The organism is uncultured Porphyromonas sp., from assembly GCF_938023125.1.
Lineage (GTDB): Bacteria > Bacteroidota > Bacteroidia > Bacteroidales > Porphyromonadaceae > Porphyromonas.
Genome location: NZ_CALHDW010000002.1, coordinates 145,374 through 164,176, shown reverse-complemented (window position 1 = coordinate 164,176; position 18,803 = coordinate 145,374). Strand labels below are relative to the sequence as shown.

General features: G+C 49.5%; 14 protein-coding genes. 9 read left to right on the top strand and 5 right to left on the bottom strand.

Going from position 1 to position 18,803, the window contains the following annotated elements:
* Positions 1-359 precede the first annotated feature (359 nt).
* Positions 360-1,139: a hypothetical protein gene (locus Q0090_RS00740; RefSeq protein ID WP_297946478.1), complete on the top strand. Its 780-nt coding sequence runs from the start codon at positions 360-362 to the stop codon at positions 1,137-1,139.
* Between the two features lie 509 nt (positions 1,140-1,648).
* Here Q0090_RS00740 and kbl read toward each other — a convergent pair.
* Both kbl and Q0090_RS00730 read right to left on the bottom strand, forming a co-directional pair.
* Positions 1,649-2,839, bottom strand: coding sequence for a glycine C-acetyltransferase (gene kbl, locus Q0090_RS00735; protein ID WP_297946475.1), 1,191 nt, complete (start codon positions 2,837-2,839; stop codon positions 1,649-1,651).
* A 55-nt stretch (positions 2,840-2,894) separates the two neighbouring features.
* Positions 2,895-3,326: a DUF5606 domain-containing protein gene (locus Q0090_RS00730; protein ID WP_297946472.1), complete on the bottom strand. Its 432-nt coding sequence runs from the start codon at positions 3,324-3,326 to the stop codon at positions 2,895-2,897.
* A gap of 230 nt (positions 3,327-3,556) precedes the next feature.
* On the opposite strand from Q0090_RS00730, the gene nadB reads away from it, so the two are divergent.
* The 8 genes from nadB to Q0090_RS00690 all read left to right on the top strand — a co-directional run bounded on the left by nadB (position 3,557) and on the right by Q0090_RS00690 (position 14,503).
* The gene (gene nadB / locus Q0090_RS00725; RefSeq protein ID WP_297946469.1) at positions 3,557-5,167 is read left to right on the top strand and encodes an L-aspartate oxidase; all 1,611 of its coding nucleotides are present in this window, start codon (positions 3,557-3,559) and stop codon (positions 5,165-5,167) included.
* The gene (gene nadC, locus Q0090_RS00720) at positions 5,164-6,009 is read left to right on the top strand and encodes a carboxylating nicotinate-nucleotide diphosphorylase (RefSeq protein ID WP_297946467.1); all 846 of its coding nucleotides are present in this window, start codon (positions 5,164-5,166) and stop codon (positions 6,007-6,009) included. The genes nadB and nadC overlap by 4 nt, the downstream gene beginning before the upstream one ends.
* A 30-nt stretch (positions 6,010-6,039) precedes the next feature.
* Complete coding sequence (nadA, locus tag Q0090_RS00715; protein WP_297946464.1) at positions 6,040-6,978, top strand: quinolinate synthase NadA; 939 nt, start codon at positions 6,040-6,042, stop codon at positions 6,976-6,978.
* Between the two features lie 174 nt (positions 6,979-7,152).
* A complete protein-coding gene (locus tag Q0090_RS00710) occupies positions 7,153-8,016 on the top strand; it encodes a DNA/RNA non-specific endonuclease (RefSeq protein WP_297946462.1) in 864 nt (287 codons plus the stop codon).
* A gap of 39 nt (positions 8,017-8,055) precedes the next feature.
* Positions 8,056-8,850, top strand: coding sequence for a sulfide/dihydroorotate dehydrogenase-like FAD/NAD-binding protein (locus Q0090_RS00705; RefSeq protein ID WP_297946459.1), 795 nt, complete (start codon positions 8,056-8,058; stop codon positions 8,848-8,850).
* A 19-nt stretch (positions 8,851-8,869) separates the two neighbouring features.
* Complete coding sequence (gene gltA / locus Q0090_RS00700) at positions 8,870-10,339, top strand: NADPH-dependent glutamate synthase (RefSeq protein ID WP_297946456.1); 1,470 nt, start codon at positions 8,870-8,872, stop codon at positions 10,337-10,339.
* 6 nt (positions 10,340-10,345) lie between these two features.
* Positions 10,346-12,799 (top strand): primosomal protein N', encoded by a 2,454-nt coding sequence (priA, locus tag Q0090_RS00695; protein WP_297946453.1) that lies wholly within the window; start codon positions 10,346-10,348, stop codon positions 12,797-12,799.
* 324 nt (positions 12,800-13,123) lie between these two features.
* On the top strand, positions 13,124-14,503 hold the full coding sequence (locus Q0090_RS00690) for a tryptophanase (RefSeq protein WP_297946451.1): 1,380 nt from the start codon (positions 13,124-13,126) through the stop codon (positions 14,501-14,503).
* Positions 14,504-14,606: 103 nt separating this feature from the next.
* Here Q0090_RS00690 and Q0090_RS00685 read toward each other — a convergent pair whose 3' ends face one another.
* The 3 genes from Q0090_RS00685 to Q0090_RS00675 are packed head-to-tail and all read right to left on the bottom strand — an operon-like array spanning position 14,607 to position 18,719.
* Positions 14,607-15,899, bottom strand: a complete 1,293-nt coding sequence (locus tag Q0090_RS00685; RefSeq protein WP_297946448.1) for a hypothetical protein — start codon at positions 15,897-15,899, stop codon at positions 14,607-14,609.
* 24 nt (positions 15,900-15,923) lie between these two features.
* The gene (locus tag Q0090_RS00680; protein WP_297946444.1) at positions 15,924-17,795 is read right to left on the bottom strand and encodes an ABC transporter ATP-binding protein; all 1,872 of its coding nucleotides are present in this window, start codon (positions 17,793-17,795) and stop codon (positions 15,924-15,926) included.
* Positions 17,796-18,719: a phosphatidate cytidylyltransferase gene (locus Q0090_RS00675; protein ID WP_297946440.1), complete on the bottom strand. Its 924-nt coding sequence runs from the start codon at positions 18,717-18,719 to the stop codon at positions 17,796-17,798. It abuts the gene before it with no gap.
* Between the last annotated feature and the right edge of the window lie 84 nt (positions 18,720-18,803).

Here is an 18,803-nt window from a genome sequence, read left to right as displayed (position 1 = left end):
CTCAGCCATTTAGAGTGAAAACGAACGAAAAACCACCCAGTTCTCCCCTCTCCTTCCGGCTAAGAATCTTTTGCTCTCCCCTTCTCCCTAATATGTTTGTGGAACAATAATGCAGAGGGACGACGATGCACTCCTATCGGTAATCACCTATACTTAAGAATGGAATCCACAGTTCCTTAAAATCGTCCCTAAGATATTTTCCCGTTAAACTACATCTTTCTCAAAAAAACACAAAGGGGATTTTCTTGTCTCTTTATCCATCTTTATCGCTATAAATGAGTAACTTTACAAGCGAAAAGTATAAACAAATATCGAACTATAGGAATAGAAAGACTTAGTACGTTTACCTTTTATTAGTTATGGAAGATCAAGTATCAATCATAGCAACTTTCCTTGCAGCTCTATTGACTGGTGGCTTTCTGATGATATTCATAGAAAGTCAACAGGTTGCAAATAATATGACTGAACGCTTCCATTTTATCATGCGCCCTTTCTCGCATAGCTTTACTAACTATGTAAGGTTTATATCGTTCTTCAAAAATTGTTTTGTCTTCAACGTAGAAGAAAAAGAAGGATACATGAAGTGCCTAAAGGACCATTTAGAAGAGATTTCAAAGTTAGGGGCACAATCCATTACATCTGGACAGGACTATCCTACAGATTATTTTACGGCAAAACAATTGAGGTTAATCTGTAATACAATAAATGACATATGGTATTGTATAGATAATGATTACAATGGTTTTCAAGAGGTAATATTTGATACTCATCACTCGGAAATATTTAGAGAACATACAATCAATTATCTAAAAGAAATCTCCCCAAAATATAAAGGGTTACAATTGACAAAGGATTTGCTTGGAAACGTTTCGGGAGATTTTTATGTTGATATTTACCAACCAATAGAGTATGTTTTACCACGGTATGAACGTTGGCTGAAAAAAGAAAAAGAATTTAAGATTTTGTCAATGACAACAATTACCATAACCCTGCTCAGTACGTTGCTTCTTCTCCTATTTCGCTGCTATGTTCCGATATGGATATTAAACTTACTATGCGTTTTCTGTTGTGGACTACTTCTTTTTGAACTATATAAGCTAATACAATTAGTAGAGTTTTCAAAGAAATCTATACGATAACACACCATCGATAAGAACAGATTTATGTAGAGAACCTCTGCTTCTCTTGAGGCGTTTCAACTCTCGGTCAAAATAGACGAGCTCTTTCTCGTTGAGGCTTCTTTGGCTTTCTCATTCCATTCAAAACTCACTAAAAGAAGTTATGATCAATTGGGTTGCCGACCGCTTCGCATTTCTTTTCTCTCTTGGAAAGTTTTCATCCCATTCCCACATTAGGGTATCAAAATCCCAATTCTCCTCATCCTCGACAAAATACTGAGAATGTTACTCTACGACCTTGTAGAACTCTCTCCCAAACATTCTCTTTACTTATAGCAACTACTTCGCAGAAACCATCAATAGTACTGCGTTATCCTCTATAAACACGTATCCTCCTCATACTCTTAGACTTTCTCCTAAGATCTATGTTTATGAAAGAAAAAACCTCCGGCAGGCACCTTTGGATGCTCAACCGGAGGTTGTAAGAAACAGAAGAAAGGGGAGAAGCCCCTCTCTCTATGTATAGGTAATTACTTAATTACACCAAGCTCTTTACCCACCTTGATAAAGGCATTGATACAACGATCGAGGTGCTCACGCTTATGACCGGCAGAGAGCTGTACGCGGATACGAGCTTCACCCTTGGGTACAACAGGATAGTAGAATCCTGTTACATAGATACCCTCTTCGAGCATGCGCTTAGCATACTTCTGAGACAGAGGTGCGTCATAGAGCATCACAGCACAGATGGCACTCTGAGTTGGTTTGATATCAAAACCGGCAGCAATCATCTTGTCGCGGAAGTAGTTTACATTCTCCATAAGTTTGGTATGGAGCGAATCGTCCTCTTTGAGCATCTTGAAAACTTCAAGACCGGCACCTACTACTGCGGGGGGAATTGAGTTACTAAAGAGGTAGGGACGAGAACGCTGACGAAGCATATCGATAACTTCTTGAGGACCTGCCGTAAAGCCACCAACAGCTCCACCAAAAGCCTTACCGAGTGTACCGGTATGGATATCAATACGATCCCAGCAGTTGTACTTTTCGGCAACACCACGACCGGTTGCTCCCACAACGCCTGCCGAGTGGCATTCGTCTACCATCACAAGAGCATCGTACTTCTCAGCAAGAGCACAAATTTGATCCATGGGGGCAACATTACCGTCCATAGAGAAAACACCGTCCGTTACAATGATACGATGACGTTGTGCTTGTGCTTCTTTGAGGCACTCTTCGAGTTCTGCCATGTTACCATTGGCATAACGATAACGCTTTGCCTTGCAAAGACGTACCCCGTCAATAATAGAAGCGTGATTGAGGGCATCGCTAATAATGGCATCTTCTGCACCAAAGAGAGGCTCAAACACACCTCCGTTGGCATCGAAGCAAGCAGCATAAAGAATAGCGTCTTCGGTATGGAAGTACTCGGCAATAGCACGCTCGAGTTGCTTGTGCATGTCCTGCGTACCACAAATGAAACGCACGCTACTCATACCATAACCACGGCTATCCATAGCCTCTTTTGCAGCCTTGATGAGGCGAGGATGATCACTAAGGCCTAGATAGTTGTTGGCGCAAAAGTTAAGTACTTCTTGACCTTCATTAACCTTGATGTCGGCACGTTGGGGTGTCGTAATGATGCGCTCCTCTTTGTAGAGCCCATCCTCTTTGATCTTCTTGAGCTCAGCACCCAAGAAATCTTTCATTCCCTTAAACATAGCAATGTTTGTACTATTAATGGATTTTAATTAGTAAGCAATCGAATAAGAAAGGTTACTTAACCTCTTCTTCTTTCCCCTCTTCGGGGGTCTCTTCTGCAGTGAATCGGGTAAAGCCGCTTTGTACCAATATATTATACCACGAGAGCATCTTCTTTACATCGGTAGGGTAAACTCGGTCTTTGTCGTACGTGGGGAGAACGGACTCCATATAGGCAAAAGTAGACTCTTTGGTTGCCCCAATGGTTTTGAGGTCTACCTCCTTGCCTTCGGCAGCCGTATACACAAGATCTAGCACCTCACCGAGAGGTTTCTCTCCCTCAGTCGTATATATGGCAATCTCTGCAAGCGACACCACTCGATCTGTAGCATGGATAGGCGTGCGACGCTTGTCTGTAAGAGACTCCACGATGAGGGAGTTTTTCCCCTGAGAGAGGAGTTTGAAAAGCCCCGGACGACCCGAGACAGAAAGAATTTCTCTAAGCATAGTATATCTATTACTTTCTTTGGTCTAAACTAATGTAGCGGTTCTTTATAGGTAGCAATTCGTTGTTTCCCCCTCTGTGTAACCACTTACAAGCGCAAAAGTAACCATTTCTCAGGGAATATGGTACGCAGCATTTATACTCGCCTACTCTGCCCTCTTTCCCTGATTTTATCATAAATAAAAGAGTACCTTTGCCCCAACGTTCAATTGGAAGAGAGAAGAGAAGCTATATGATGCAGTTCGACTATGTAGTAGTAGGAGGGGGGCTTGCGGGTCTATATACCGCATACTTATTGTCCTCCAAAGGCTCTGTAGCTCTTGTTACCTGCACTACCCTAGAGGAGAGTAATTCCTATTTTGCACAAGGGGGAATGGCTGCCGTAACAGAGGCAAGTGACACCCCTAAAAATCATTTCGAAGATACGATTGAAGCAGGGCGCGGACTATGCTCCGAAGCCGCTGTACGCATCCTGACAGAAGAGGCGCCGCAACGTATCGAAGAATTGATCGACTTAGGGATGCACTTCGATACCGAAGATGGTCACTTAGCATTAGGGCTAGAAGGAGGGCACCATCACAGACGAATCTTACATGCCGGAGGAGATGCCACAGGCCGAATGGTCACCTCCTTTATGACGGAGCAAGTGCGCAAAACGGCCAATATAAAGATCCTAGATCACTACTTTGCACTAGGGCTAATTGTAACCCAAGGCCAATGCTTCGGACTTTATACCTATAATCAAAAGTCGCACGAGACAGAAGCGATAACCGCACATGCGACCATCCTAGCCACCGGAGGTGCCGGAGCTCTCTATCACCCCACGACCAATCCTCCAACGGCTCTAGGCGATGGATTGGGGATGGCATTAGCGGCAGGAGCCACGCTGCGAGATCTCGAATTTGTACAATTCCACCCAACGGCTCTATACGTGCCGGGGCAGGCCTCATTCCTCATCAGCGAGGCAGTACGAGGGGAGGGAGCACACCTCTATAATAAATCGGGGGAACGCTTTATGCTGGCAAAGCATCCGCTGGCAGAGCTTGCGCCCCGAGATGTAGTGGCACGCGAAATCTTCCATCAAATAGAAGCCGAGGGAGGGGATAGTGTTACCCTCTCCTTGCGTCATCTTGATGCCGAGCATATACGCCATCGCTTCCCCACCATCGCCCAACATTGTACCGATATAGGGTTGGATCTTACCCAAGAGATACCCGTAGCTCCGGCAGCTCACTATACCGTGGGAGGAGTGGCAACGGACCTTAATGGAGCTACGTCTGTACGACAACTCTATGCGGTGGGAGAAGTTGCCTCTACGGGCGTGATGGGTGCCAATCGCTTAGCTTCTAATTCCCTTGTTGAGTGTCTTGTTTTTGGCAAACGCATCGCAGACCACATCCATCAGCACCCCTATCCTCAATCTCTTCCTTCGGAGTCTCCATTACTCCACCGAGAATTCCCCCTCTCTTCGGTAGCTCAAGAGCAAGAGTGGAGAGAACAGTATGGGAGGGACTACATGCTACAACTAGGGAAGTTGCTCATGAAGCACGTGGGGATTGTACGCACAGAAGCCTCTCTCTCTACCGCTTTAGAGGAGCTCGATAGGCTTATCTCGGAAATCTCATCTCCTGCGCAACAACTCTTATCTGCCACTGTTGTTTCCCAAAGACTACACCTAGCTCGTTGTTTGGTAAGGGCGGCTCTCGAACGAAAAGAGAGCCGAGGTGGGCACTTCCGCAGTGACTACCCCGAGACACTCCCCAACGACAAAGCATATCATTCCCTCATTACTCAAGAGAGTATAAAACAAGTATTTACGACTTCCAGTCTGGTTTCTCTATGAAAGCAACTCACGACGAATTAGAAAAAATAGATCGTCTCATCGATCTTGCCTTTGACGAAGATATTGCTCAAGGCGACCTTACCACAGAATCGATCTTCCCCGACGTAACTGAGGCAACAGCACTCCTCACTGCCAAAGCCCCCGGCATTATCTCGGGTATTGAGATAGCCCAACGAGTACTCGACAAGCGTGGGAGCAACAAGGTAGAACTCTTCGTAAATGACGGAGACTCCGTACAGAAGGGAGATAAAATTATGGCCATCACCGCCTCTTATGCTACCCTCCTTACCGCCGAGCGACTTCTCCTAAATTTTATGCAACGGATGTCCGGTATCGCTACCGAAACGCACCGCTATGTGGCCGCTTGCGAAGGCACCAATACGCATATCCTGGATACGCGCAAGACAGCTCCCGGGCTGCGACTTCTCGATAAAATGGCGGTGAGACACGGAGGTGGGCGCAATCATCGTATGGGCTTGTACGATATGATTATGCTCAAAGACAACCACATCAAGGCTGTGGGGAGCATCACAAAGGCGGTAGAGATGGTACACTCTCAACTTCCCCTCTCCGTTAAGGTAGAGGTAGAGACCACCTGCCTCCAAGAGGTAGAAGAGGCTCTCTCTGCCGGTGCAGACATTATTATGCTAGACAATATGAGCAACGAAGCCATGCTGGAGGCCGTACGTTTGATCAATCATCGCTGCGCAGTGGAGGCCTCGGGCAACATGACTCTCGAGCGCATCCGTGAGGTAGCAGCATTGGGGGTAGACTACATTAGTGTAGGGGCTCTGACTCACTCCGTAAAGGCTCTCGACATTAGCATGAACTTTATACAATAAGATTTTTACCTCAACCAAAAGGGATAGAAAATGAATAACAACGAAGACGTTAAGGCTCTTGCAGAAGAGATTGCACAACTGAAGAAAGAGCGTGATGCTGTTATACTTGCGCATTATTACGCTCGTCCGGAAGTGCAGGCTATTGCCGATATACTGGGCGACTCCTTGGCTTTATCCCAACTCGCAGCCACCACAAAGGCAAAGGTGATTGTATTCTGCGGAGTCCATTTTATGGCAGAGACGGCAGCAATTATCTCTCCTGAGAAGAAAGTGCTCATCCCCGTAGAGAATGCCGGATGCTCCCTAGCCGAGAGTGTTACAGCCGCAGGGCTGGCAACCTGGCGCAAATACCACCCCAATGGTCTTATTGTAAGCTACGTAAATACATCGGCTGCCGTAAAAGCAGAAACGGACTACTGTGTAACGAGTGCCAATGCCCTCAAGGTGATAGAGACGTTGCCCCTCGATGTACCCATCCTCTTTGGTCCGGACAAGAACCTAGGGGAGTACATCAACCTCAAAACAGGGCGTAATATGGATATTTGGCAGGGCGATTGCTATGTACACAGACACATTACCAGCGAGCTCATCCGCGAGTATCTTGAGCGTTATCCCAATGCAGATATTCTCATCCATCCGGAGTCGGTTGCTTGTGGAGACAAGGGTATTCTAGAGCACCCTCGCTGCTTTGTTGGCTCTACCTCTGGCATCCTAAAGCATCCGGCACAAAGCGATAAAAAGCAATTTGTGGTAGCCACCGAAAAGGAAGCTATTACGGAACTCGTACACCAATATCCTCACCTCGAGTTCATCCCTATCACCCGAGAGCACTACTGCGAGTATATGAAACTCACCACGCTTACCGACCTACGCGATGCCCTCCGAGACGAGAAGCATGTAGTGACAATCGATCCTAAAGTGCGAGAGCGAGCCTTGCTACCCATCCAGCGGATGCTAGCTATAAAGTAATCAGTCCAATGCCCTTCCTTCTCTCCAGAAGGAGGGCTCTATTTTAATAAATAGTGGCTTTGAGAGGAGTCTGCTATAAGGTTTTAGCGTTAATTGGTACCTTTGCAAAAGAGAGACTAGTACAACGGAAGAATCTCATAGAAGTATCTCTGCCTCAAAAACGAACAAAGTAGTATGAAACAATCCAGTCAACTCATCTTAGCATGCATCTCAGCCCTGCTACTAGGAAGTGGTCTCTGGGGCTGTCAATCACGGCAAAAGCCACAACCGCCCTATGTACCCAATGGAGCGGGAGATGCCTCTCTACTAGAATGCCCCAAAGTGCGTGGGCGTCAAGGGGATTTTTTCATTACGCATCGGGTAAACAATGGTACACGAGTAAACTATTCGCTTGAGTACGATATCAAGTTGCATCATGCCCTTTGGGTCTGCTTTAGCTTCGACAACTACACCAAACAAATCAACGGTAAGCGCAGCAATGCTTGGGCATGGGATCCTTTTATTCCGGCCCAATACGAAGTAAATGGCAGCTCATTCAAAGGATACGACCGAGGGCACCTGGTAGCATCCCACGACCGAATATTCTCAGACGAGGCCAACCGACAAACGTTCTACTACTCCAATATGAGCCCCCAGAAAGCCGCCTTTAACCAGGTCGCTTGGCGACAACTTGAGGAGGTGGTGCAGAAGTGGGCTCGCAACGAAGCTGTAACCGATAAGATGTATATTGCCAAGGGGGGGACTCTCGCTCCCGAAGGTATCTATCCTACCCTCTCGGGCGGTAAGATTGCCGTTCCCCGCAACTATTGGATGGCCATTCTCGTAGAAAAAGACGGAGAGTGGAGGTCTCTTGGCTTCTGGATTAGCCATGAAAATAGTCAAAAACTAAAGGGAGGATTAGCTCCTTTGGCCTGCTCCATAGACGAGCTTGAGGATAAAACGAACTTCGACTTTTTCCCAAACCTCGAAGACAATATTGAACAAAAGGTAGAGGCTATAGACCCCAAAGATTACTCAAATCTCTGGCCCGGTCTATAACCCATTCCCCACTATACATTTTCCGAAAGAAAGAGAGAAATGAATTTAATTGTAGAGAAGAAATACTTCTCCCAAAACGTAGCTATGCTGCGTATTGAGGCTCCGCGTATTGCCAAAGCTAGGCGTGCAGGTAACTTTGTAATAGTGCGTGCCGATGCTCATAGCGAGCGCATTCCTCTAACCATTGCAAGTGCAGACCTCAACCAAGGAACCATTACTTTGGTAGTACAAGGTGTGGGACAATCGTCCAAGAAACTTATTGCCCTCAACGAAGGAGACTACGTACACGATGTGGTAGGTCCCCTTGGGCAGGCTACTGAAATAGAGAAAGTGGGCACTGTTGTATGTGCCGGAGGGGGTGTTGGTGTTGCCCCGTTGCTCCCCATCGTAGAAGCCTTTCATGCAGCCGGCAACAGAGTAATTGTAGTACTAGCAGCTCGTACCAAAGATCTCGTCATACTAGAGAAGGAGATGCGCCAAGCTAGCGACGAAGTCCTCATTATGACCGATGATGGTTCACTTGGGAAAAAGGGACTCGTAACTGAGGGCGTAGAGGAAATAATCCAAAGAGAAAAGGTAGATAAGTGCGTGACCATCGGCCCTGCCATTATGATGAAATTTGTCTCCGCTCTCACGGCAAAGTACCAAATCCCCACAATAGCTTCACTCAATACCATTATGGTAGATGGCACCGGGATGTGTGGAGCCTGCCGTGTAACTGTGGGAGGGAAGCGCAAATTCGTTTGCGTTGATGGACCGGAGTTTGATGCCCATCAAGTAGATTTTGATGAGCTATTGATGCGTCTTAATTCCTATAAAGACGTCGGTAAATAAACCTCTAATATCTACTACAATGGAAATGAATGAACTAATTGCCGAACGCCGAAAGCAAGCTTGGCGAGAAGAGCTACGCAAGAGCCACTCCCCCAAAGAGCGTACTGCCATAGCTCGTGCCCAAATGCCCGAACTAGACCCCAAGTACCGCATCACTACACTTACAGAAGAGGTAAATCAAGGGTTAACCGAGGAGCAAGCCCTTGTGGAGGCTCGTCGCTGTCTAGACTGTGCCAAACCAACTTGCATGGAGGGGTGCCCCGTCGGCATCCATATCCCCTCTTTCATAAAGGAAATAGAGCGCGGAAATTTTGCTGCCGCAGCTTCCACGCTACGAGAGACAACCAGTTTGCCTGCCGTTTGTGGTCGTGTCTGCCCTCAAGAGCGCCAATGTGAAAGCCGGTGCGTATACCAAACGATGAAGAAACCGGCTGTTGCCATCGGTTACCTAGAGCGATTCGCCGCAGATTGGGCTCGAGAGCACAATGCCGTTGAGATGCCAACCCTAGCCCCTCCCACGGGCAAAAAGATTGCTGTTGTGGGGAGTGGCCCTGCCGGATTGTCCTTTGCCGGAGATATGGCAAAGCTAGGGTACGAAGTGGTAGTATTCGAAGCTCTGCACGAAATTGGGGGCGTACTGAAGTATGGTATCCCCGAGTACCGTCTGCCCAATAAGGTGGTAGATGCGGAGATAGAGCTGCTCAAACAAATGGGTGTCTCCTTTGAGACCAATACCATAATAGGGGCTACCCTCTCGTACGACGACTTGCACGAGATGGGATTCTCGGGGCTATTCGTCGGCTCAGGAGCCGGGTTGCCCAACTTCATGAACATTCCCGGGGAAAACCTCATCGGCGTAATGTCTTCTAACGAATACCTAACGCGTGTAAACCTGATGAACGCAGGAGATCCTGATAGCGAGACCCCTGTTTTCCGCGGACAGCACGTAGCCGTGATAGGAGGCGGAAATACCGCTATGGATAGTGTACGTACAGCTAAGCGACTAGGGGCTGAACGCGCCATGATTGTGTACCGCCGTAGCGAAGAGGAGATGCCGGCGCGCCTAGAGGAGATAGCCCACGCCAAGGAAGAAGGGGTAGAGTTCCTAACGCTGCACAACCCTATCGAATATCTTGCCGATGAGAGGGGACACGTGGCCAAGATGCGCTTACAGAAGATGGAGCTAGGAGAACCCGACCCATCAGGGCGCCGTAAGCCGATACCTATAGAGGGAGCGATTGAGGAAATCCCTGTAGAGGTAGTTGTCGTCAGCATCGGGGTATCGCCCAATCCTCTTATCCCTAATACCTTCTCGGGACTTAACGTAACTCCCAAGGGTACCATCGTTGTGAACGAACTAGGAGCGACCGACTTGCCGGATGTGTATGCCGGAGGCGACATCGTACGAGGGGGCGCAACGGTCATCCTAGCCATGGGCGACGGTCGGCGAGCTGCAGCCAATATGCACCGCTACCTCTCCGGTAACTAAACCACAATGTTGTACGCCGGCGTACTGCTCCCACTAAGCCTAAGCGACTTTTACCACTACCGAGTGCCCCAGGAGCTTGAGGCGAAAGTGCGAGTAGGTATGCGCTGCGTCGTACAATTCGGAGCGAAGCGCATCTACGTAGGTATCATAGCGAGCCTCTCTCCTACGCTTCCATTGGGAGTGGAGACGCACAAGGTAAAGTCCTTAGGATACCTACCGGACGACGCTCCCATTATTTCCCAAGAAGAGATCGACTCGTGGCTCTGGGCTGCCCTTTACTACATGGCAACGCCGGGAGATCTGCTGCACGCGGCTCTGCCTGCCACGCTCCTACCCGAGAGCCGAACGGAGGTACTTATTGATTTCGAGCAAGCCGACTCCGACGCCTCCCTCGGGCGCACCGAGAGCGAAGTAATTGAGAATCTCCGCTCAATCACAGGCAAAGGGATCCACTTCGAAACCCTCTTGCAATACATCCCGGGGCGCAATAAACTCTCCGTTTTCGACCAGCTCGTAGCCCACGGCGTCCTCTCCCTAAAGGAGCGAGTACGGGGAGTAGAAAAAAGAATCGGGGAGCGATGGCTCTACCTAAACCCCAAGTACCAATCGGACGATGCTCTGAACCTGCTCTTGGATGCCTATAAGCGAAGGCCTGCTCGAACGCGATTGCTCTACCGCTTTGTGGAGCTTCTCCCCGACCAGGAGCATTCTCTCTCCGGCTCCGTCCGCGAAAAAGAACTGATCGCCGGGGATAGCAACCGACAAAACGCCCTGCGTTACCTCCTCTCCGAAGGGGTGCTGGAACGCTCCTTTCGGCAATATGCCTCTACCGACCGCCCTCCCGAGTATCGAATAGCCCCGAATCTTCCACCTTTGGAGAGCGATCGCCCCAACTACTACACCGCCGCAACGTACAGCGACGAACTGGAGCGAATCGGAGCCTACTCGGCCGCCGTGCTAGCCCGAGGGGGACGCGTGCTCCTTTTACTCCCTCAGAGTAGCGGATTAGAGGGCGACCTCCCCTCACTTTGCTCCCAACTAAAGCTCCCCGAAGAGACCCCGATCTATCTCTACACCAGCAGTCTATCCGACCGCGAACGAGCCTCCCTACGCTACCGCCTGACAGAGAGCGACGCCCCTCTTATCGTCGTAGGAAGTCGCATGGCGGCACTGCTTCCGCTGGAGGGGGTCAAACTCATCATCGTAGCCGAGGAGCAGGATCCTCTCTACAAGCAACAGGAGCCGGCACCTCGCTTCAATGCCCGAGACCTACTCGCCTACAGGGCTACCAAGAGCAAGATTCCCCTACTTCTCACCTCCGTAACGCCCTCCATGGAGACGTACCACAACGTCGCCCACGACAAATATGCCGCTACAGCGTCTCAGGAGTCGTTTACCCTAGCCACCTTTCGCACCATCGATTTGGACTACGAGCGCACGACTCGCCGCCTCAAGACGGGGACATTACTGAGCCTCCCCCTCCGAGAGGCCATCTCCGAGACGCTAAAGAAGGGTGAGAAGGTAGTTTTGGTAAGTGCTCGACGCGGATATGCGCCCTATATCTTGTGCCAGAAGTGCGGCAAGAGCATCCGTTGCCTGCATTGCGATGTAAGCCTCACCTACCATCAGATGGAGAATCGGCTCACCTGCCACTACTGCGGTTACAATCTATCACTACCGCCGCAGTGCCCACACTGTGGAGCGGATCGGGAGGAGCTGAAGAAGGTAGGATACGGTTCGGAACGCATTGAGGACGAACTAGCCACGCTCTACCCCGGGGAGGAGATTGTACGCATTGATGCCGATACGACCTCGGGCAAGGAAAAGCGAAGCCACATCCGAAGTGCGCTAGCGGAGGGGAAGGCCTCCCTCTACGTGGGTACTCAGATGCTCACACACTTTGCTCCGATTCAGGGGGTAGGACTGGTCGCAGTACCCCAACTTGATGCCATGCTCGCCCTACCCGACTTCCGCACAGACGAATTAGTCTTCGCCCTCCTCTACCGCCTGGCTGTAAAGTACCCCGAGGCTCTCATGCTCCTACAAACGAGTGATACGCAGCGTCCTCTCTTCGAGTATCTTGACATGCCCTCTCGCGAACTTAGGGAGAAGTACGCGGAGTTGGTACTACAGGAGCGCACATTTTTCGGCTTCCCTCCCTACGAGCGGATCATTCAGGTAGTAGTTAAAAGCACAAGGGAAGAAGATGCAATAGAGACGGCAACGCTCCTCTCCCGGCACTTCGGGAGCTACCCCGGACTAGCTCACGTATCCGCCCCCATCAAGCCCTATGTATCTCGCGTACGACTCATGTACATTCGGCAGATTACCCTCAAGTTGGCTCCCAACTACTCGGCAAGGCAGATTCGCGAAGCCTTAAAAAGCATCCTCCATCAGGTGGAGCGTACCTCGCTTTCTGCCCGACGCTCTCGTATCCTCTTCGACGTAGATCCCCTCTAAAAGGTGGCTCTGTGTCAGATTTTCGACCGAATCCTTGTACATTTTGAAAACATTTATTATACTTGTACTCAAATTGTATTCGAAGGAAGAAAAGCCAAGAAAATGCAACGCAGTGCCCTAGAGATAAAGTGTACATCACCAATCCCAAGGAGAGGTGCCGAAGCATTACAATCTAGTACTTGGCTCTCAAAAGAACCCCTGGTATGGAGTCCTTATCTACGAGCCCCACGCCAGGAGATCTCTTACTCTAGGCGCATCTTGGAGAGCCCAACGAATAACTCCCGGCAAAAGTTACACTCAAAATTCATTTAATCAGCAGAATTCATGGAAATTCCCTTTTCTGAAAACTACCGCATCAAGATGGTAGAACAGCTCCGCAAGAGCACACGACAAGAACGCGAAACGTGGATACGCGAGGCCAAATACAACCTCTTCAACCTACACAGCGAACAGGTCTTTATCGACCTCCTAACCGACTCCGGCACCGGCGCCATGAGCGACAAACAATGGAGCGCCATGATGCTGGGAGACGAGAGCTACGCAGGTGCGACCTCGTACTACAAAATGCGAAAAGCCATCCAAGAGATCCTCGGATTCGAGTACTTCCTCCCCACCCACCAAGGGCGCGCTGCCGAGAATGTACTCTACTCCACCATCGTAAAGGCAGGTGACGTAGTGCCTGGTAATTCGCACTTCGATACCACTAAAGGACATATCGAATTCCGTAAGGCAGCAGCCGTAGATTGCACTATAGACGCAGCGGCAGACACCCAGCTAGAGCTCCCCTTCAAGGGCGAAATGGACCTCGAAAAACTCGAGAAGGTGCTAAAGGAAACTCCCAAAGATCGCATCCCCTGCTGCGTACTCACCATAACGAACAATACCGCCGGCGGGCAACCCGTTTCGATGAAGAACATCCGCGAGACCAGCGAGTTGTGCCACAAGTACGGCATCCTCGTGCAGATAGACGGAGCACGATTCGCAGAAAATGCCTACTTCATCAAGACTCGTGAAGAGGGCTACAAGGATAAATCCATCAAGGAAATCGTGCGGGAGATGCTCAGCTACGGCGATATCATGACCATGTCCAGCAAGAAAGATGCCATCGTGAACATGGGCGGATTCCTCGCCTTCCGAGACAAAGAGCTATGGCGTCGCTGCCAGATGTTCTGCGTTATGAACGAAGGTTTCATCACCTATGGAGGTCTCTCCGGACGTGACATGAACGCCTTGGCTCAGGGGCTGGACGAAGGTACTGAGTTCGATACGCTCGAAACACGCATCGAACAGGTCGCCTACCTAGGGCGCAAGCTCGACGAATACGGCATCCCCTATCAGCGTCCGGCAGGAGGGCACGCCATCTTCCTCGACGCTAAGAAGATCCTTACCCACGTACCCAAAGAAGAGTTTATCGCACAGACGCTGGGTATAGAACTCTACCTAGAGGCCGGCATACGTGGGGTAGAGATCGGATCCATCCTAGCCGACCGCGACCCAGTCACACGCGAGAATCGCTATCCGCGTCTGGAGCTGCTGCGTCTTGCCATTCCACGCCGTACCTACACCAATAATCACATGGATGTAATCGCGGCCGCCGTGAAGAATGTGTTCGATAGGCGAGAAAGCATTACAAGGGGCTACGTAATCACAGAAGAACTCCCCGTGATGCGTCACTTTACCGTAGAGCTGGCTCCTGCTAAGTAATAGTAACTCTTCTTGGAGGTTCTGCCTCCAAATACAGAAAGCCCTCGATAGTTCTGATCATCTATCGGGGGCTCTTTTATTTCTCTAGGCGGAAAGTCCAAGATCAATGCGGGAGGGCTGCAAAGATGGGTTCTCGCCAAAAGCCCGGGTAGCTCTTCGAGACGACCGAAGCATCCGTGTACTGCACTTGGGGGTAAAGGAGGCTCGCAAGAGACCACGCCATAGCCATCCGATGATCCTCCGCCGTATCCACGAGGATAGTACGCTGCGCCTCCACGGGTGAGAATGCACCATCCCATGCCAAAGAATCCTCCCCCTCGTCTAAATGAAATCCAAAGAGGGCCGCTGTCTCTACAAGCTGGCGCAGGCGGTCACTCTCCTTCAGGCGCAAAGAGGCTACCCCTTGCATCAGAAAAGGCTGCCGGCGCATGAGAGCCGTCACCACCAGCGTGGGAACAAGATCCGGCACCTCGTTAAGCCCCTCCGGAGTGTAACACGTCAAACGGGGCACATCGATAGGGATAAGTTCTACACCTCCCCCCTCTAGGAATCGAGCCTCAACTCCCAAAGGGCGCATAAAGCCGACAATAGCCTTGTCCCCCTGCCTATCGGACGCCCGAAGAGAAGGTAAGAAAACAGGACGACGGGACACAGCACTCCAACCGAAAGCGTAGGATGCGGCACTCCAATCCATCTCCGGAGCCTGCGCCATCTTGAGCAACCTATCGCCACTATAGCCTCCGGGCCTTACCACAACCCCGGTTTCTGTATAGCTCCAATCCGCCCCGGCCTCTCTCATCATAGCGAGGGTCAGTTCGATATATGGGTAGCTATTGCCTCGCCTCGAGAGCTCAGGGATGGAGAAAGGAGCCGAAAAGTAGGGAGCAACCATCAACAGAGCACTGATAAACTGACTACTTTTCCTATCGAATGTACTCGAAAGCGTCCCTCCGCATAATGGTCGGGACGGAGGATATATAGTAAGGGAATCGTGAGCTTTGTCTTCTCTCCACTCCCCTCGAATGTCCGCGCCCAAAGCTTTGAGCTCGTCCAGCAAAGGGCGTAGAGGGCGGTTCTTTAGGCGTGTTGTACCCGTTATCTGCAAAGGCCTCTCGGTCACCACAGCAGCCAACGCCGTTACAAAGCGAAGTACCGTACCGGCAGCTCCTACATCAAGCAGGGTAAAGGAGGCATCGGGAGACGGTACCGTCTCCGTCCTACTCGCCATCTTCTGAAGCACACAACACATAATACGCACATCATCTGGGCAGTCTTCCCAATCTCGTTGCGAGAAGAGAGCCTCCCGAACACGAGGGAATACCCCCGCCAGATAAGCCATTATCAGCAATCGATTCGCATTACTCTTGGCGATGGGGAGGTGTTTGATCTGGTCCATTTTGGTCTAAAAGAAGGGACAAGGCTAGGAATTTAGCCCTTCGTGTGCAACTTGTAATCTATACAATTTGGCGTAAGCGCCATTGAGCGCCAGCAACTCAGAGTGAGAGCCCTGCTCCACAATAGTACCGTGGTCTAGCACGCAGATAACATCAGCATCCACAATAGTAGAGAGCCTATGAGCTATGACAATGGTAGTACGATCACGCAAAAGGTGTTCGATAGCATCCTGCACGAGACGCTCGCTTTCGTTGTCTAGGGCAGACGTTGCCTCGTCTAAAATAAGAATTGGAGGGTTCTTGAGAATGGCACGAGCGATGCTTAGACGCTGGCGTTCGCCCCCACTGAGTTTATTCCCTCGGTCTCCAATGTTAGTTTGATAGCCCTCCGGGAGACGAGAGATAAAGCCGTGCGCATTGGCAATAGTGGCTGCATGCTCCACCTCCTCCTGCGTCACACTGAGAGGGGCAAATGCTATATTATTGTAAATGGTATCGTTAAAGAGAATAGGCTCCTGATTAACGTTCCCAATAAGTGCACGCAAATCACGCACTGTCACCTCCCGAATATCGGTACCATCTATGGTTATATTCCCCTCCGTAACATCCCAAAAACGAGGGATCAAATCGACCAAGGTACTTTTCCCCGATCCCGAGCTTCCCACCAAGGCTACCGTCTGTCCTTTTTTAATAGTCAGATTGAGATTGGAGAGCACTCGCGTATGGGCATCGTAACCAAAAGAGACATTCTCAAAGCGAATCTCCCTCTCAAAGCGGAGTTCCTTAGGCTCTTCGGGGTCTTTTATTGGGTTGTCCACCTCCAAGATACGCTCAATACGCTCCATGGAGGCAAGCCCCTTCTGTACGGAATAAACAGCCTTACTAAAATCTTTAGCCGGGTTAATGATGTTGTAAAAGACAATAAGGTAGTATATGAAAACGGGAGCAGAGATAATACTGCTTCCACCCAAAATGAGACTTCCTCCATACCACAAAATGATGGCAATAGAGGCGGTTCCCAAGAATTCACTCACGGGGTGTGCCAATTGCTGACGGCGGTAGACACTTGAGACAAGCCTCCTATATTCCTCATTAGAAGTCCGAAAGCGAGTGCGAATCTTCTCCTCAGCACCAAAAGCCTTGACAATGCGAAGCCCCCCGAGCGTCTCCTCTACTTGAGACATAAGGGCACCCCAGCGATTCTGGCTCTCTAGGCTCTGACGCTTGAGTTTCTTACCAATAAGCCCCATAATATACCCTGCAGGAGGCAGTACAATTATGACGAACAAAGTAAGCTGCCAGCTGAGTAAGAATAGAGCCAATATGTAGATCAAGAGAAGTATCGGGTTCTTGATGATCATTTCTAGAGAGTCCACAATCGTAGACTCAACATCCGTTACATCCCCCGATATGCGAGCAAGAATATCCCCCTTATGCTCATCACTCATAAAAGACATGGGGAACGCCGTTATCTTGTCGTTGAGAAGATTACGCAAGTCACGCACTACCCCCGTACGCACCGGGACCAACAACCAAAGTCCCAAATAATTAACCCCTACCTTAGCAAGGGTCATCCCCACCAGGTAGAGGCACAAAATAAGCAGTGTGGTACTTGCTCCGTGCTGGTGAATCAGTTGCTCTACATAGTAACTGAAGTTATTCATCAGGGCATTACCCCATGCAGAGATGGTAGAGAAGCCCTCAAAAGAAATCTCGCTCAAGGGCTGATACGTATGCTCACCCTCCTCCATCCCAAACAGGATACGAAGAATGGGCATGATGAGCGAAAAAGTAAGAAGGTTGAGTAACGTTGCTAGTACATTCGCAGAGATACTCCCCCCCAAATACCCCTTATAGGGGGCTACATATCGTCGGATTACGGAGCGATAAGATACCATTTAGAACAGCACAAACAGAGACGAGAGAGAGAAGAAAAGGAGAATATAGCTAGCAAAGAGATAACTATCAAGACGATCTAGTACTCCACCATGCCCGGGAATGATGTTGCCGGAATCCTTTACTTTAGCCTGACGCTTGAGCACGGACTCAAAAAGATCTCCCAAGGTCCCCAACACAACGATAAGTAACGCAAATATTGCTTTTGACAATGCTTCCATCAAGCGATCACCTCCACCTACTATTATATCCGTACGACTCAAGGGAGAGAAGCCGAAACAATCAAAACAACAATCGGCCATCTCCGTAGAAAAATACCCGAATAAAGCCCCCACAAGGATAGAGAGCACCAAACCTCCGATGAGCCCCTCAACGCTCTTTTTGGGAGAAACAGCAGGATACAATTTGTGCTTCCCCAAAAGAGACCCCACTAGATATGCCCCTGTATCATTCACCCATAAGATAACGAAAAGGAATAGAATCACAGCCCCTCCCATGAGGTAACTAAATAAAGAGGTCAGGACCATAGGCAACGTTATATAGAGCTGCCCTACTAACACATTCCCTATCGAACGAACTGCCCCCTTCTCCAAATCTGAGAAGATGGTACGAGCCACTATATAGAAGATGTAGAAAAGATAGAAGAAGATGAGAGCAACCCCAACAAGATAGAGGTCTGGAGCTAAAAAACAATAGGGGGAAAGCACGGCACATACCGAGGCTATCACATCCAAAGTAGTGCGGAAGGGATGGAGACGATTGACCTTAGTCAGCAAATTGTACTCTACAATCATTGCCCCTGTAAAGAAGGAAAAGAGCAAGATGCGCAACAAGGGATTCTCCCACAAAAGGGAAGAGATGATGAGGGCCACATAAACAAATCCGGAAAGAGACCGGACGAGGAGGTTTTTCTTATCAAGAGCCATATGTAGAGAACTATTGATCGATACGATATATTTACTTATTCATAATCAAAGCCGACAGTAAGCTCCAACCGAGAAGAAGAGGCT

What these genes read in the sequence shown, in the direction of transcription:
- Q0090_RS00740 (WP_297946478.1), top strand. Translation starts at nt 360, where the DNA reads ATGGAAGATCAAGTATCAATCATAGCAACTTTCCTTGCAGCTCTATTG.
- kbl (WP_297946475.1), bottom strand. Translation starts at nt 2,839, where the DNA reads ATGTTTAAGGGAATGAAAGATTTCTTGGGTGCTGAGCTCAAGAAGATC.
- Q0090_RS00730 (WP_297946472.1), bottom strand. Translation starts at nt 3,326, where the DNA reads ATGCTTAGAGAAATTCTTTCTGTCTCGGGTCGTCCGGGGCTTTTCAAA.
- nadB (WP_297946469.1), top strand. Translation starts at nt 3,557, where the DNA reads ATGATGCAGTTCGACTATGTAGTAGTAGGAGGGGGGCTTGCGGGTCTA.
- nadC (WP_297946467.1), top strand. Translation starts at nt 5,164, where the DNA reads ATGAAAGCAACTCACGACGAATTAGAAAAAATAGATCGTCTCATCGAT.
- nadA (WP_297946464.1), top strand. Translation starts at nt 6,040, where the DNA reads ATGAATAACAACGAAGACGTTAAGGCTCTTGCAGAAGAGATTGCACAA.
- Q0090_RS00710 (WP_297946462.1), top strand. Translation starts at nt 7,153, where the DNA reads ATGAAACAATCCAGTCAACTCATCTTAGCATGCATCTCAGCCCTGCTA.
- Q0090_RS00705 (WP_297946459.1), top strand. Translation starts at nt 8,056, where the DNA reads ATGAATTTAATTGTAGAGAAGAAATACTTCTCCCAAAACGTAGCTATG.
- gltA (WP_297946456.1), top strand. Translation starts at nt 8,870, where the DNA reads ATGGAAATGAATGAACTAATTGCCGAACGCCGAAAGCAAGCTTGGCGA.
- priA (WP_297946453.1), top strand. Translation starts at nt 10,346, where the DNA reads ATGTTGTACGCCGGCGTACTGCTCCCACTAAGCCTAAGCGACTTTTAC.
- Q0090_RS00690 (WP_297946451.1), top strand. Translation starts at nt 13,124, where the DNA reads ATGGAAATTCCCTTTTCTGAAAACTACCGCATCAAGATGGTAGAACAG.
- Q0090_RS00685 (WP_297946448.1), bottom strand. Translation starts at nt 15,899, where the DNA reads ATGGACCAGATCAAACACCTCCCCATCGCCAAGAGTAATGCGAATCGA.
- Q0090_RS00680 (WP_297946444.1), bottom strand. Translation starts at nt 17,795, where the DNA reads ATGGTATCTTATCGCTCCGTAATCCGACGATATGTAGCCCCCTATAAG.
- Q0090_RS00675 (WP_297946440.1), bottom strand. Translation starts at nt 18,719, where the DNA reads ATGGCTCTTGATAAGAAAAACCTCCTCGTCCGGTCTCTTTCCGGATTT.